12 protein-coding genes are annotated in these 16,082 nt (G+C 48.8%); 10 read left to right on the forward strand and 2 right to left on the reverse strand.

All coding sequences use genetic code 11. The annotated features are described in order from the left end of the window. Positions 1-62: 62 nt before the first annotated feature. The 8 genes from BN1360_RS16800 to BN1360_RS16835 all read left to right on the forward strand — a co-directional run bounded on the left by BN1360_RS16800 (position 63) and on the right by BN1360_RS16835 (position 12,657). Entirely contained in the window at positions 63-1,001 is a 939-nt protein-coding gene (locus BN1360_RS16800) for a Gfo/Idh/MocA family protein (RefSeq protein WP_068781014.1), read from the forward strand. A gap of 291 nt (positions 1,002-1,292) precedes the next feature. Then, a complete protein-coding gene (locus BN1360_RS16805; RefSeq protein ID WP_068781015.1) occupies positions 1,293-2,222 on the forward strand; it encodes a hypothetical protein in 930 nt (309 codons plus the stop codon). A 180-nt stretch (positions 2,223-2,402) separates the two neighbouring features. After that, positions 2,403-4,250, forward strand: a complete 1,848-nt coding sequence (locus BN1360_RS16810) for a sensor histidine kinase (RefSeq protein ID WP_068781016.1) — start codon at positions 2,403-2,405, stop codon at positions 4,248-4,250. After that, positions 4,250-5,800 (forward strand): response regulator transcription factor, encoded by a 1,551-nt coding sequence (locus tag BN1360_RS16815; RefSeq protein WP_068781017.1) that lies wholly within the window; start codon positions 4,250-4,252, stop codon positions 5,798-5,800. The genes BN1360_RS16810 and BN1360_RS16815 overlap by 1 nt, the downstream gene beginning before the upstream one ends. 223 nt (positions 5,801-6,023) lie before the next feature. Then, a complete protein-coding gene (locus BN1360_RS16820) occupies positions 6,024-6,953 on the forward strand; it encodes an ABC transporter permease (protein ID WP_068781018.1) in 930 nt (309 codons plus the stop codon). Between the two features lie 18 nt (positions 6,954-6,971). Beyond that, positions 6,972-7,925 carry a carbohydrate ABC transporter permease gene (locus BN1360_RS16825; protein ID WP_068781019.1) on the forward strand — a complete coding sequence of 318 codons (954 nt, stop codon included), beginning with the start codon at positions 6,972-6,974 and terminating at the stop codon, positions 7,923-7,925. 325 nt (positions 7,926-8,250) lie between these two features. Beyond that, positions 8,251-9,768 (forward strand): ABC transporter substrate-binding protein, encoded by a 1,518-nt coding sequence (locus BN1360_RS16830; RefSeq protein ID WP_068781020.1) that lies wholly within the window; start codon positions 8,251-8,253, stop codon positions 9,766-9,768. A 108-nt stretch (positions 9,769-9,876) separates the two neighbouring features. Beyond that, a complete protein-coding gene (locus tag BN1360_RS16835) occupies positions 9,877-12,657 on the forward strand; it encodes an endo-beta-N-acetylglucosaminidase (RefSeq protein WP_068781021.1) in 2,781 nt (926 codons plus the stop codon). A 103-nt stretch (positions 12,658-12,760) separates the two neighbouring features. Here the strand turns inward: BN1360_RS16835 and BN1360_RS16840 are convergent, their stop codons facing one another. Continuing rightward, on the reverse strand, positions 12,761-13,093 hold the full coding sequence (locus BN1360_RS16840) for a hypothetical protein (protein WP_068781022.1): 333 nt from the start codon (positions 13,091-13,093) through the stop codon (positions 12,761-12,763). 59 nt (positions 13,094-13,152) lie between these two features. Then, positions 13,153-14,391: a multidrug effflux MFS transporter gene (locus tag BN1360_RS16845; protein ID WP_068781023.1), complete on the reverse strand. Its 1,239-nt coding sequence runs from the start codon at positions 14,389-14,391 to the stop codon at positions 13,153-13,155. Between the two features lie 237 nt (positions 14,392-14,628). Between BN1360_RS16845 and BN1360_RS16850 the strand changes: the two genes are divergently transcribed. Then, positions 14,629-15,558, forward strand: a complete 930-nt coding sequence (locus BN1360_RS16850) for a DUF7916 family protein (protein ID WP_068781024.1) — start codon at positions 14,629-14,631, stop codon at positions 15,556-15,558. Then, positions 15,558-16,067 carry a metallophosphoesterase family protein gene (locus tag BN1360_RS16855; RefSeq protein WP_324254274.1) on the forward strand — a complete coding sequence of 170 codons (510 nt, stop codon included), beginning with the start codon at positions 15,558-15,560 and terminating at the stop codon, positions 16,065-16,067. The genes BN1360_RS16850 and BN1360_RS16855 overlap by 1 nt, the downstream gene beginning before the upstream one ends. The last annotated feature ends 15 nt before the right edge of the window (positions 16,068-16,082 follow it).

A 16,082-nucleotide genomic window follows, 5' to 3' on the forward strand; every position in this document is an offset into this window, starting at 1 on the left:
ATAAAAAGCTAGAATATAGTGGAGACATGGAATCGTGAGAACCTATCGGGGAGGAAATTACAATGCGTGTTGGTATTATAGGACTTGGCGATATTGCCAAGAAGGCGTATTTACCGGTAATGACAGATCGAGAAGATATCGAGCTCGTGCTGTGTACGAGAAATAGCCAGACTTTGGAGCATTTACAGGCTAAATATCGGGTCGCCGAGACGGCGGGAAGTGTGGAGCAGCTCATCCAGTCCGGAATCCAGGCGGCTTTCATACATACAGCGACAGAATCGCATGCCCGGATCGCTGAACAATTAATCATTCACGGAATTCATGTGTTTGTGGATAAGCCTATTTCATATCACTATGCGGAATGCGAGAGGATTGCCAAGCTGGCGGAGGAGAAGCAAGTGCTGCTTATGGTGGGCTTCAACCGCCGTTATGCACCCATGGTCGCTTCTTTGAAAAGCGAAGCAGCACCGCGAATGATCATGCTGCAGAAGAATCGCATTGCCCTGCCTGACATGGCGCGGCGGTTTATTTTTGACGACTTCATCCATGTGATTGATACCCTGCGTTACTTAGCTCCAGGTGGAGTGAAGCAGGTGAAGGTTTCGCCTTATATTCATGAAGGACAGCTCTACCATATTACGCTTCAGCTGGAAGGTGAGGGGTTTACGTGTATCGGAGTGATGAACCGCGACTCCGGTACGAATGAAGAAATTCTTGAGGTGATGAATCCCGGTAATAAATGGGTCGTGGATGGCTTGAATACTACCGTTCATTTTGCGAATGGCGAGAAGAAGCATCTAAAATTCAAGGATTGGGACCCCGTGTTATACCGAAGAGGCTTTGTCGATATGACAGATCACTTCCTGAGTTGTGTTCGGGAGGGCAAGCAGCCTCAAATTTCAATAAGCGATATGTTGGAGAGTCATCGAGTTTGCGAGTTGGCAGTGCAGGAGGCGGAAAGGTTAGGGGCCCTAACCTGGGAATCCAGCTCAGATACTTGATGGATGAAACCAATTTGCATTCTCTACGTTATAACTATCAAGAGTCAAAATAGGTTCTGGAAGGGTCTTCGGATAAAATGTCTCATCTGTATGACAGGCGGAGCGTCCATCGTGTTATTGCTGCAAGCCGGATATGAAATGCAACTTGGGGGCTATATGGGTTTGTCGCTATTCTTATCAGCATAATTATCCGTTCCGTTCGGTCGGACGAGAGTTATCCAGGCCTCTATGATTGGGGAGTTTGAACGTTAATCCGAACTAGGAATCCATTTTCAGAAAGCAGGGATGCGAATGTTTGAGGATTTGAATGAACGGCTTGCTGCGATGAAGGAAAAGGCACGCGGGATAGAGAAATGGGAGGCCAGGCTCCATCAGCTGCAGGAAGAATTGGCCGAGCTGGAGCGTACTAGGGATCAATCATATAGAAAGCTGGCTGCTGAGGAGAAGGATGTTGAACGCCTAAGCGGTACATCGTTATCCGCCTTTATCTACTCGATCCTCGGCAAGAAGCTGGAGAAGCTTGACCAGGAGCAGCGGGAAGCGCTGGAGGCGAAGGTTAAGTATGAGCATGCCGAACGGGCGGTTCAGGATGTGCAGCAGCAGATCGGGCAAGTACAGCAGCGGATTCGGGAGGTTCACAATTCGAAAGCGGACTATGAGCATTTATTTCAGGAGAAGGAACGACGTATTCTGGATAGCAACCCGGAGTTAAGGGAGCTTGCGGATCGTCTCGCTGAACTTATGGTACAGAAAAAAGAATTGCAAGAAGCATTGGATGCGGGAAGAAGTGTACAGGAGGATTTAAAACTGGCGGAGGAGAGTCTGAATTCGGCCAGGAACTGGGGCACTTATGATATGTTGGGCGGGGGTATGATCTCGACCCATATCAAGCACAGCCGCATTGATGAGGCGATGGAGCATGTGTATCGGGCGGAGAACCATCTGCAGCGATTCAGTAAGGAATTGCGCGATGTAGGCGGTACTTTAGCTGTAGATATGAAGATCGAAGGCTTTCTCACCTTTACCGACTATTTCTTCGATAATTTGATTACGGACTGGTTTGTTCAGGGACGGATCAAGGAGATATTAAATCAGGTCATCACCAAGGCATCCCAAGTGGATGAGCTCATGGATCATTTGTCCGGATCGGAGCGTCAAGCCGAACAACAAGTTGAAGTATTGCACCGGCAATATGTACAGATGGTTGAGACCTATCAATAGTGAACCGCGATGGAATAGAGACTGCGCACGTATGAAGTAGATACGTCCGTGGTCTCTTTTTTTATGAAATAGCGAATCTTTGACAGAAGTAACCTTCACAAAAAATCAGTTTGCCCGATTTGGAGAAGCAGTGTTACACTGTAACGCGGACAGTATATCAATGGACAGGAGTGTTCCTTCGTGTCAAAGATTCGCAGATTTTATCTCAATCATCTGAAGCGAAAAATGTTCAACAAGATTATTCTGTTGTATTCAGCGGTCATGATGGTGCTGTTCGTAACCGCAGCGGTTCTGGTGTATCAGTATCAGCTGCAGCGGATTATCCGCGAAGAGACGGATGCCAATATGAAGACGGCGCAGGTTCTCAGCATTTATCTTAATAGGCAATATGAGAATATTCAGAATACGATTCAGCAGATCTATGGGGATGCGACGCTTAGCGATGATCTGGTCTATTTTCTTAATAATCCCTATGAAAACTATCTGGGTTACCGTCTGAATCAATTTACGAAGACGAATGAGCAGCGGCTGCGCTCCTACAGCACCTTAGTTAAAAATTATATGGAGCAGGAGTCTGGGGCTAAGAGGGTGTCCATCTACAGCTACCCGCGCAAATTTGGCATGAATTTTGAAAGAGAGAAGCAACAGTTGCAATATGAAAGCGGTTCCGATGAGACATGGAACAATTGGCTGATGACGCGCCGCGCCTACACTTGGGACACGGTGAGCAATAGTCCGGAAGCCGGTACCACGGCAAAATCGACTTCTGCCCAGATTTATTCCTATGCGCGGGAGCTTCAGGATCCATGGACACTGGATCGAATTGGCATGCTGGTCGTTGATTTTGACAGCAAGCAGCTGGCAAATTGGTTAAGCAGTCGGGTACCTGCTACGCATGGGCAAATGCTGGTCATGACTTCACAAGGCAAGGTTCTATACGATTCCACAGGGGAATATGTTGGACAGGATTATCCTTATCGCTATGAGTTGAACACAGCAGGCAAATGGGTCGACTTGGATGAACCCTCCAGGATCAATGTGCTCGATACCGGGAATGCCGGATTGACCGTCATAGGCATCGTGTCCAAATCCTCGATTGAGGCAAGCACCGGCAGCCTTCGCAATACATTGATACTCATTACATTATTGTTCTTTGTGGCCAGCTTCGTGCTGACTTCTACCGTGATGAGGAAATTCTCCAAGAAGATTCGCAGAATCATCGTCTCGATGAGCCGCATAGGGGAAGGAGACCTGTCAACGCGGATTCAGATGCCTGGGGAGGATGAATTGCAACAAATTTCACAAAGATTTAATGATATGTGTGAGAGGCTTGAACAATATATTGATAAAATGTACACCTCGGAAATCAAACAGAAGCATGCTGAGCTGGTAGCTCTGCAATCCCAGATTAACCCGCATTTTTTGTACAATACGCTTGAGTCGATTCGGATGAAGGCATATTCGGAGGGAGCTCGGGATGTCGGCAAGATGGTGTATAGTCTTTCCGTGATGTTCAAAGGCATGGTGAAGAAAGACACGGTGATTACGATCAAGGAAGAGATTGAGATGTGCTCTATCTATCTTGATTTGCTGCAAATCCGTTACGAGGGCCGGATTGAAGTCGCCATCGAGGTGGAGCCTGTGATCAGTGGCTGTAGTATCATTAAGCTGCTTGTGCAGCCGATTGTAGAGAATTATATTGTGCATGGATTCCGATCTCTCGATGTTGACAATCAGGTGAGGATCTCTGCGGTGCGGGAAGGGGAAAGGGTGGTAATTACTGTTCGGGACAACGGAACGGGAATTCCGGCCGAGCGCATGCAGGAGATCGACAAGATGTTGTCCGGAGCTTCTCAGCTGTCCTCCAATCTCATGGAGAAGAGCAATCCTTCAATCGGACTGATTAATGTGCATGATCGAATCCGGATGAACTATGGGGAGGAATATGGTCTGAGCGTGTCCAGTGAGCCTGGAAAAGGTACGGAGGTGCGCATGGAAATACCGATGCTGAAAGAAGGGATACTTTAATGAAAAAGGTGTTTTTTGTAGATGATGAGCCATTGATCGCTCAAGGTCTCAGCTCGATTACCGACTGGCAGCAGTACGGTATTGAAATAGCCGGATCGGCGAATGATGGAGAGACCGCCTTGCAGCGGATTATGGAGGAACCGATCGATCTATTAATTACGGACATTATGATGCCCCGTATGAACGGACTGGAATTGATCCGCAGGGTGAAGCAGATTCATCCTCGCACGCGCTTTATAGTGCTGAGTGGCTATGAGGAATTCGAGTATGTAAAAGTGGGAATTACGCTCGGAATTGAGAATTACATATTGAAGCCGATTAACATTGATGAACTGGAATCGACGATCCGACATATTCGCGGAGATTGGGAGCGGGAAGAGCTGAATCTGTTCCGGTATGAGGAGGATTGGAGGGTGCTGCGCAGCAATATTCTGCAGCGCTGGGTTCTGGGCGAGATCGAAGGTCAGGAATTCAAGCATCGTGCCGAATTGCTGGGAATTCCGCTCCATTATAAATATGTTCAGGCCGTGATGTTCCGCGTCATCTCGGAAGAGAAGCCGATCTCCCGGCTGTACCGTCTGCACGGATTGTGCGAGGAATGCGGAGTTATCGCACGGGAAGCTATCGAAGAAGAGGATGAGGTGATCTGCTTCCCGGATGCGGACGAAGATCTGGTGATGCTGTATGTCTCTGATCATCCCGAGCATCATCAGTCCATACTGGAGAATGCCCCCGACACGGCGAGGAGAATCTCTGAGATGACGGGATTGCCGGTATGGGCGGTAAGCAGTGCTGTAAGCAGCGATTTCTATGGTGTTCAGGACAGCTACAAGCAAGCCAAGCAGGTGTTCCAGCAATGGCTGATCTCTTGTCAGGATCAAACGGTATATATGAATGGACCGCATACGAAAGTGGAGGGGGCTCATTCAGTAATATGGGATCAGGAACATTATGTGAGACTACTGATCGATGGGAAACAAGAGCCTGTTATCGAATTCATCGAGTCGCTGCTCCTCGGGCAGTTCGAGCATGATATTATCCCGAGAAGCGAATGTATGAATATGGCGATTCAGCTTATGCTGAGTGCGAAGGATATGGAGGCTCACCCCGATTATAGCGAGGTATTTGCCGCGCTTGCCAGGATGAACACGATTCAGGGATTGATTCGCCATGTTAGCTCTGTGGTACAGCGCAGCCTGGGGAACAGAGACACCGTTCAGCAGGAATATAGCGGGCATGTGGCCATGCTGCTTGAGCAGGTGAGAGAGCACTATGCCGAGGAATTGTCGCTTAAAACGTTAAGCCAGAAGCTGGATATGCATCCGAACTATTTAGGTCAGCTGTTTCAGCAGGAGGTTGGCCTTAGCTTTTCGGATTACGTGAACCAGTATCGGATTGAGAAAGCAACGCAGTTGTTAATTCATACGGATCAGAAGACGGCGGAGATTGCAGTCAGCGTGGGTTATATCGATACGTCTTATTTCTACCGGCAGTTCAAGAAATATGCGGGGGTATCTCCGACAGAACTAAGGCATATGTACACGAAGTAAATATCCTTTACCAGCGCTGGGAATCGTCCGTGTAATACGGGCGGTTCTTTAATTTTGTACATATTTCTTTAATTTGTACATATGATTCGAGCATTTTTCAACTTGTTGCAGGCAGCGCTTTCTTGGGAAAATAGAAGCAGTTAGAAGATGCTAGATTCCATATTCCATCCAAGCGGGCTTTTTAGGCACCAGAGGATGACAGCAGTAAAGGGGGGAGAGAATCATGGCAGCATTTTTGAAAAAAGTGATTAGAAACAGGGCCTTGCTGATCATGATTTTGCCAGGGACAATTTGGTTTTTAATTTTTGCTTATTTGCCTATGTTCGGTACGGTTCTTGCATTTAAGGATTTCCGAATTAGCCGCGATGGCTTCTTTGCCAGCGTGATTAACAGCAAGTGGGTCGGGTTCAAAAATTTCGAGTATTTGTTTTCAACTAATGATGCTTACATCATTACCAGAAACACGATATTGTACAATCTGTTCTTCATTTTCCTGGGGCTTATCATCGCGGTTGCTTTTGCGATTATGCTGAGTGAATTGGTGAACAAGAAGATGGCGAAGGTGTATCAGACAGGGATGTTCCTGCCGCACTTCCTATCATGGGTTATTATCAGTTATTTCGCCTTTACCTTCCTGAGCATGGATAAGGGAACGCTGAACCACCTTATTACACTCTTCGGCGGAGACAAAATAAGCTGGTATTCCGAACCGAAGTATTGGCCGTTCATCCTTGTACTTGTCGGGATCTGGAAAGGGGTTGGCTATAACAGCGTCGTCTATCTCGCTTCTCTTACAGGTATCGATAAATCCTATTATGAAGCTGCGGTCATTGATGGGGCGACGAAGTGGAAGCAAATTCGTTATATCACGATACCTCTGCTTAAACCGTTAATGATTATTTTGACGATTCTGGCTATCGGCGGAATTTTCCGTTCAGACTTTGGTCTGTTCTATCAATTGCCTAAGGATTCGGGTGCGCTGTATCCAGTGACCAACGTTATCGATACCTTCGTATATCGCGGCCTGATCAATATGGGTGATATCGGAATGAGTACGGCAGCCGGGCTGTATCAATCACTTGTTGGCTTGGTGCTGATCTTGCTCGCGAACTACATCGTCAGAAAAATCGAAAGAGATCATGCGATCTTCTAATTTAACGGAGGTGCTCATATGCCACAAGTTACGACTCAGCCCGCCGAACCGTTAGAAGCGGGGAGAAAAAAGAAGCGCGATTACAATTCTATATCGCCTTTCTGGAACGCAATATTTAACGTCATCATCGGATTGTTTACATTCTCTTGCGTCTTTCCGTTCATCTTCGTCATCATCATCTCGCTAACCGATGAACAGACACTGGCGCTTAATGGTTTTAGCTTGTTTCCAAGCAAATTAAGTACACAGGCTTACGAATATATTTTCAAATCAGGCAGCGAGCTGCTGGGTTCCTTCGGGGTAACGCTGCTCATCACTGTATTGGGAACCTTGCTCAGCTTGACGCTTGTTACGACCTACGCCTATGCGCTATCAAGAAGAAGCTTTGAATTCCGCGGATTTTTCAGCTTCCTGGCGTTCTTCACGATGTTATTCTCAGGCGGTATGGTTCCGGGCTACATCGTAATGACTCAGTTCCTGCACTTGCAGAACACGATTTGGGCTCTGATCTTCCCATTGTCGATGAACGCCTTTTTTATCATCGTCATGCGGACGTTCTTCCAGACTACGATTCCGGAGGAAATCATTGAATCTGCGAAAATCGACGGGGCAGGAGAGTTCCTGACCTTTGCCAGAATCGTATTGCCGGTATCGCTGCCAGGGATTGCTACGATCGGGTTGTTCAGCTCGCTCGGATATTGGAATGACTGGTTCAACGCGCTGTTGTATTTCAATAGCCCGAAGGTTACGCCTCCGATGCAGTTCTTGTTGATGAAGATTGAGAAGAACATGGACTTCCTGATTCAGAATGCGCAAAACATCGGTTCTTCGGTAGACTTTGCTGCAACGATTCCGCAGGAGACGGTGAGGATGGCGATGGTTGTTCTGGCAACCACTCCAATCGTTCTGGCGTATCCGTTCTTCCAGCGTTATTTCGTACAGGGCTTGACGGTAGGCTCCGTGAAGGGCTAAGCCAATCAGGAAGTTTAAAAAGATCGCTTTTGATCACGAAGCGAATCAAGAAGTAACTCGGCATCGAATCTTGAATTCACCCGGGTCTTCCGGTGCTCACGTACAAACTTCGTACGCTGCGCTCCTCAGACCCTAGCTTCATCCAATCTCTCGGTGCTGAAAACCGAACTTTTTGAACACTCATTAGTAAAAACCTAATTATGGTTGTCACCGCAGCAACATTTCGCTTCAGAAATTGGCCGGACATGGGGTCGGCCGGTTATCCGGGCAAATTGTTAAGCGGTTTCAATAAATGCAACACAAAATTTAGTCAGGGGGAAAGAAAATGACCAAGAAGAAGTTATCATTGTTGTCACTCGCGCTGGTTATGCTGCTGTCCGTAGTGCTTGCCGGATGCGGAGACAAGAAAGAGAACAACGCATCATCCGGTAAGGAGCAGAATGCCGTTCAGAATGACGGTACGATTGATGCTTCCAAGCTGGACCCGGTAACCTTGAAGCTGTATTTGATCGGACCTAACCAGAAGGATCTGCCTAAGGTACAGGAAGAGATCAATAAATATGTAACTGAGAAGATCAATGCGAAATTAGATATTACGATGATTGACTGGGGCGATTATAGCCAGCGCATGCAGGTGATCACCAGCTCCGGTGAAGATTACGATATCGCGTTTACAAGCTCCTGGGCATTCGACTACCTGCCAAACGCGGCAAAAGGCGCGTTCATGCCATTAAATGAATTGCTTGATAAGTATGGCCAAGGAATCAAGGAAGTGCTTGACCCTCGTTTCCTGGAAGGTACAAAGGTAAACGGAGTTAACTATGGTATCCCGGCCAACAAGGAATTGGCACAACAATTCGTATGGCGCTTCAACAAGAAGTATGTTGATAAATATAATCTCGATATTTCCAACGTAACGACTCTTGAGGATCTTGAGCCATTGCTGAAAACCATCAAAGAAAACGAGCCGTCGGACATTACTCCATTGGCCGTTCCTAAGAGCTTCAAGCCATATCTGCCAGTAGACTTCCTGCTCGGTGACGAAATTCCGATCGGTATGTATCTGGATACGCAGGATTTCAAATTCACAAACCTGCTGGAAACACCTGAATTGAAAGCTGCTCTGAATACAATGCGCAACTACTACAAAGCTGGTTATGTACGCGAGGATATCGCTACTTTGGATGGCATCGACAACATGAAGACCGGCAAATGGCTGGTTGACCGTGAGATTACTCAACCGTATGCGGAGCTTGGCTGGTCAAGAAGCGCCGGTTACGACATCATCACCAGACCGATGCAAGATCCTGTCATCTACACTAGCTCTGCTGCCGGTTCCATGCTTGCGATTTCTTCTTACTCGAAAAATCCTGAGCGTGCGATGATGTTCCTGAACTTGCTTAACACAGATACTTATCTGCGCAACTTGATTCAATACGGTATTGAAGATGTGCACTACAAGAAGCTGGAAGATCCGTACATTGAAGACCTTCCTGCCATGCAAGAGAGTTATGCTATGCCAGGCTTTGCGCTTGGTAATATGTTCCTGACTTATCTGCATGACGGTGAACCGAAGGATAAATGGGATGCATTTGAGAAATTCAACTCCTCGGCGATCGTAGCACCAACCTTTGGCTTCAACTTCGATACGGCTCCTGTTAAAACAGAAGTGGCTTCGGTAACGAACGTAGCTAAGGAATTCATTCCTTCGCTGTACACAGGCTCTGTAGATCCGGACGAATATTTGCCGAAGGCAATCCAGAAGTTTAAGGATGCAGGTATTGATAAAGTAATCGCTGAAGCTCAAAAGCAATTTGATGCTTGGAAAGCGGAGCAAAAATAATCGATTCATAAGGCAACAATTGGAGAAACGGTTGAAGGATGAACCGTTTCTCTCTTTCTAAAGAGGACTGCTTCAATAGATTTTTAATCAGACAAAGGAGGCAATTTCATGAAACGAGCAAAAGATAATTACTTGATTAGATCCAAGAGGAAGCATCAGATTGCCATGATGGCGGGGAGCGCAGTGCTTGCCATGACCTTGTTCGGCTTCAGCGGCCAAGCCAAAGCTGCGCAGCCCCATTCCTCGTATTGGTATCCGAATACACTCTTGGAATGGTCTGCGGCGAAGGATAAGGATGCGCCATTTAACCGGGGGACAGTGGAGTTGAAGGAGGGGCGTTTCCAGGGCTTAAAGACCAATGATACCGCTAAAGTTCAGCCAAAAGTGACAGCGCTTTCTTCAATGTATCCGAGTACGAGCGATGCTCCGTCTCAAGGCTCGGAGAACTTCCATTCCTATACGTTCAGTTTCTGGCAGTATATCGATAAGCTGGTGATGTGGGGCGGATCAGCCGGCGAAGGCCTGATCGTACCGCCGAGTGCGGATGTGATCGATGCCGCTCATAAGAATGGCGTACCCGTGCTAGGAACGGTGTTCTTGCCGCAAACAGAGCATGGCGGGAAGATCGATTGGATGAAGGATCTGCTGCAACAGCGCGAGGACGGAACCTTTCCGGTAGCTGATAAGCTGATTGAAGCAGCTAACTATTATGGCTTTGACGGTTGGTTCATTAACCAAGAGACTCAAGGGGCCAATAAGGAAGAAGCGGCGAAGATGCAGCAGTTCCTGAAGTATATGCAGCAGATCAAGGGGCCCAAGATGGAGGTTGTCTGGTATGATTCCATGATCGACGAAGGGCAGATTAAATGGCAGGGCGCTCTCACCGACAAGAACAAGCTGTTCTTCCAGGATGACAAGACCCGCGTCTCCGACCAGATGTTCCTCGATTTCCGCTGGCAGTACAAGGATGAAGTGAACGGCAAGTACGACTACGTGACGCCTTATTTGAATTCACCGCAAAAAGCAGCAGAGCTTGGCCGCAGCCCGTATGATCTGTTTGCGGGCATTGATGTGGAAGCGAACGGATACAATGGGGAGTATAATTGGCCGGTTCTCTTCCCGGATGGCAAAGAGGCTACGACCTCCTTGGGCATCTATCGTCCGGACTGGACGTTTAACAGCTCGAAGACGCAAGAGGAATACATGGAGAAGGAAGAAATATTCTGGGTTGGCCACAACAAAAATCCGCAAAATACCGCATCATCTGAGGCGGACAATCCGTACTCCTGGAGAGGCATTGCGCATGATATTGTCGATAAGAGTGTGATTGACGGCTCGGAATTTATCACGCATTTTAATACCGGCAACGGACATTTGTATGCGCTTAACGGCAAGGTGATGCGCGAGAAGGATTGGAGCAACCGCAGTCTCCAGGATATTCTGCCGACTTGGCGCTGGATCGCCGAGACGAAGGAGGGTGCAGCTCCGCTTGCTCCGAGCTTTGACTTCAGCACAGCCTATAATGGAGGCAGCTCTTTGAAGCTGGAAGGGGACCTGTCACCTGCAAATCCGACGCATCTGAAGCTGTATAAGGCGAATATGCGGGTTGAAGCAACCACGGAATTATCGGTGATCTATCAATCGAATTCAGAGGCTGGCAAGGTGAAGATCGGCGTTGCTTTCTCAGACGTTCCGGATAAGTATACTTTCTTCGAACCTAAGAAATGGACGCAGGTTGGGGACAGCAAGGATTGGCTGCAAGGTCAGGTGCGCCTGAATCAATATAAGGGCCGGACGATCGTCGGCCTGTCGCTGGAAATTGAGAGCGCGACGGCGATTAAGAATTACCAAGCGAATATCGGCCAGTTGGCGGTAACCCAAGTGAATGATAACGCCAAGACACCAAAGGCGGTTACAGATATCAAAGTAACGGAAAATGAGTTCCGCGATGGCATTTACGGCGACGCCAGATTGTCATGGAGTGCTCCCAAGAACCAGGAGGATGTGCTGTACTACCAAGTTTATCGCGTGAAGCCGGATGGCAAATATGAACTGATGGGGCTGACTGGAAATACGGTCTATTATATACCGGAAATGAGACGGCTTGAGAAGGAAGCGGAGACGAAGCTGGTCGTTATTCCGATGAATCGTCACTATGAGGCAGGCAAACCGGCTGGGGTTACCTTTGAGTGGCCGGCTTATCCGAAGCCAGTAGCTGCCTTTGAAGCGGATCAGACCCTAATCGCGCCTGGGGATAAGGTGAAATTTACAGATAAATCATCCGAAGTTACGGAGAGTTGGAATTGGAGCTTCCCGGGTGGTGAACCTTCTTCCAGCACGGAACAAAATCCAGTAGTTACTTATAAAGAAGAAGGAACCTATACGGTTACGCTCACAGCCAAAAATAGTGAAGGCGAAGATGCGGTGACTCGTCAGATGATTACGGTGACAAAGGAAGCGGCTGGCGGAGTTGCGGATCTTGCCTTGAATCAGAAGGCGACCGCATCCAGCTTTGTGAATGAGAAGGAAGCACCTAAGTTTGCCGTTGATGGCGATGACCGTACGAAATGGTGTGCGGTTGGCGATGCGCCGCATGCGCTGACCGTGGATCTTGGCGGGGAGCATAAGGTCAGCGAATTCGTCATCAAGCATGCCGAAGCAGGCGGAGAGCCAGCGGCGTTCAATACGAGAAGCTTCAAAATTCAGCTTAGCCTGGATGGGGAGAACTGGACGGATGTCGTAGATATCAATGACAATACGAAGGGAGTCAGCAAACATGCAATTGCGCTGACTTCGGCCCGCTATGCCAAGCTGATCGTTGAGAAGCCGACGCAGGGCGGAGACACTGCAGCGCGAATCTACGGATTCGAAGTGAAGGGATTAAAGTAACATAAATGAAGAAAAGACAGCGTCTCTATGCAGCAGATCTCTGCGGGAGATGCTGTCTTTTTGCCGTATATGAAGCAGGATCATCAGATAGCAGGATACCAGTTCAGTCCTTAGCGTTCATTTTGTAGCCCTTCAGAGCCTCAAGCGGGGTTTTTGCATAATCGTCCTTAAGGTATGAATGCTTAGCCGGGCGAGGCTTGTTGCTCTCTGGCAACGGCGGTGTTCTGTCCAGAAGTTCTTCCAAATAATAGGCGTTCATATCAAGACGTTCGATAATCGCACCGAGCGCTACAAAGATAATTCCGGACAGAAATCCGGATCCGATGACCGTAAATGCAGCGCCCCAGGCATGCTCTACCCATCCGAAATAGAGGAAACCCGATAGTAATCCGGCAAGGATGAGAACGCCGCCGACGCTGTATAGCAGCTTAGCCATCTTGGCAGAAACCTCCTCATTACTAGCATTTTCATAATAAGCCCTGACTGATTTATCTGCTACTTCAGATTATAATTCTTTCTTTGCACGATGAGAAGATAACAGATGACAGCACCGATATCCGCAACGGCGATCACGATCCCCATCGGCAGGGCATTCATGTCTCCGCCAAGACCGACCAGCGGTGCTACAGCGGCACCAAGAATATAAGGAAGCAGGCCGAGCAAAGCGGAGGCACTGCCTGCCGATTCGCCTTGATCCTGCATGGCCAGCGTGAAGCTGGCGGTTCCGACGATTCCGACGCAGGAGACGACGAAGAACAATGGAATCAGGATCGATAGCAAGCCTCCATGAACAAGAATGGCGATCAGCAGGGCAACGGATGAGATCGCAGCCAGGGCTAATCCGAAGCGAAGCAATTTGGTCTCTTTAAAGCGATTGACCAGACGTCCGGTAAGCTGGCTCGCGATAATAATGCCGGCCCCGTTCATCGCAAAGATTAAACTGTAGGTCTGTTCGGATACGCTATAAATATTTTGCAAAACGAAGGAGGAGCCGGATATATAAGCGAACATAGCCGCAGTAATCAATCCTTGAGACAAGCAATATCCAATAAACAAGCGATCCGCGAGCAGCTTGCGGAAGGTGCGAAGCGTGACTCCTAAGCCGCCGGATTGACGTCTCTCCTTCGGTAATGTTTCGGGCAGGCCAAGGAGAACCGACAGCATCATCACAACGCCGATGATGGACAATACGACGAATACGCCGCGCCAGGATACGTAGGCCAACAGCTGACCGCCGAAGATCGGTGCCAGGATGGGAGCTGCCCCGTTCACCAGCATGAGCATCGAGAAGAACTTGGTCAGTTCAGAACCGGAGTACATGTCGCGTACGACGGCACGGGATAACACGATGCCAGCTGAGCCTGACAGACCTTGGATGAAGCGAAGTACATTCAGCAAGCCTGCGGTTGGAGCGAATACGCAGAGCAAAGAGCTGATCGCGTACATAGTCAGGGAGATGATCAGCGGCATCCGTCTGCCGCGCATATCGCTCAAAGGACCCACGATGAGCTGCCCAATCGCCAGACCAAGCAGGCAAGAGGTAAGGCTGAGCTGAGCCATCGAAGTCGTTGTATTCAGATCCTTCGCCAGAGCTGGCAAGGCTGGCAAATACATATCCAAGGAGAATGGGCCGAAGGCGGATAAACAGCCGAGAATCAACACCGCTTGCAGACGGCGCGATCGAGTTTGAGGTGGTGGTGTAGAGACAGATGGTCCATCTGCTGTAAGACTCATAATGATTTCTTCCTTTCCAATCATAGGCACCACGAATGGGCCGTTATTTTTTCAGCATTTTAACATTATACTACAGGGTCGAAGGCAGGGGAGAAGTTTTTCTGATCCGTTGGGAATTCATTACAGTGAGGTGTTATACTTCTTGGTAGGATGGTTTAAAGTGTTATCCAGCGTGTTAGAACGAAATGAAGCAATGAGCTTGGATGTTGGTAATTACTCAAAAAATGAGGTGAGCCAATGAAGAGGATCTTGGATTGCCGTGCGTCCGACTTCCGTAGGATGGCGCGGGAAAAATTAAAGGCAGCGATTCTTGCTGCCGAAGGGCGAACGGTCATCGCGGAGACGGTAGCCGTCTCTCAGCCGATGCTGCCGGAGATCAGTAATGCTGAGCTGGCCAAGGCCTTCGGTGCAGATATGATTCTGCTTAATGTGTTTGATGTGTTTAACCCCGTAGTCCGCGGACTGGCCCCGCTTGATGTGTTTCACCCTACCGGTGAGGAGCGGCAAATCCACAATCCGATCGCTGAAGTCAAGCGGTTAACAGGGCTGCCGGTCGGAATTAATCTGGAGCCCGTGGATGCTGCTGCGGAAGTGCTCGAACAGTTGAATCAATTGCCTGAAGGGCGCAGGGCGACAGCTGCAAGTCTGGTCAAAGCCAGGGAATTAGGGGCCGACTTCGTATGCCTGACAGGCAATCCGAAGACAGGGGTTACCAATGAGCAGATTGCTCAGGCGATCCGGCTTGCGAACGAGCATTTTGGCGGACTGATTATCGCCGGGAAAATGCATGGTGCAGGAACGCGCGGTAAAGTGATCGATCGGGAAGCGGCGCTTGCCTTTACGGAGGCAGGAGCAGATATAATTCTTCTGCCTGCTCCGGGCACAGTCCCCGGGCTGCGCGAGGAGGAGCTGGCTGCGATCATTACCGAGGTGAAGGAGAAGGGGGTGCTTGCTTTGGCCGCGATCGGTACGAGTCAGGAGGGGGCCGATACGGAGACAGTCAAGGCGATCGCATTAAGTGCAAAAAGGGCGGGAGCCGATGTGTTTCATATCGGGGATGCAGGATACACCGGAATTGCGATTCCGGACAATATTATGGCTTTGTCCATCGCGATACGAGGTCGCAGGCATACGTATATTCGTATGGCGGCTTCGCCGCTGCGCTAATGATGAAGATCGGAGTTGTATCGGATACCCATATGCCGAAGAGAGCATCAGTGCTGCCGCCTGCGCTGGTCTCTCAATTCCGCAATGCGGATCTGATTATCCATTTAGGGGACTGGACCAGCATGGAGGTCTACAGGCAGCTGTCTGCGCTTGCTCCAGTTGAAGGGGTGGCCGGCAATAATGATCCTGAAGAGATCATCCAGCGGTTTGGTTATCACAAAATCCTCCAGTTGGGTTCACATAAGGTTGGACTTACTCACGGTTTTCTGCCTGAAGGCCGCGGCAATGCACGGGAGAAGGCGATGAAGATCTTCCAGGGGCAGGAGGTCGATGCCATTTTGTTCGGGCATTCTCATAAACCATTACTCAAGAGAGAGAACGGGCTGCTTCTGTTTAATCCCGGTTCTCCTACTGATAAGCGGCGTGAACCGAAATATTCTTTTGGTCTGCTGCAGATTTCAGGGGAGATCATCAAGGCGAAGCATATTTATATGGAGCGCAAGCAGTAACGGGCATGAAAAACA

It is taken from the genome of Paenibacillus sp. GM2, assembly GCF_900069005.2.
In the GTDB taxonomy this organism is placed as follows: Bacteria; Bacillota; Bacilli; order Paenibacillales; family Paenibacillaceae; genus Fontibacillus.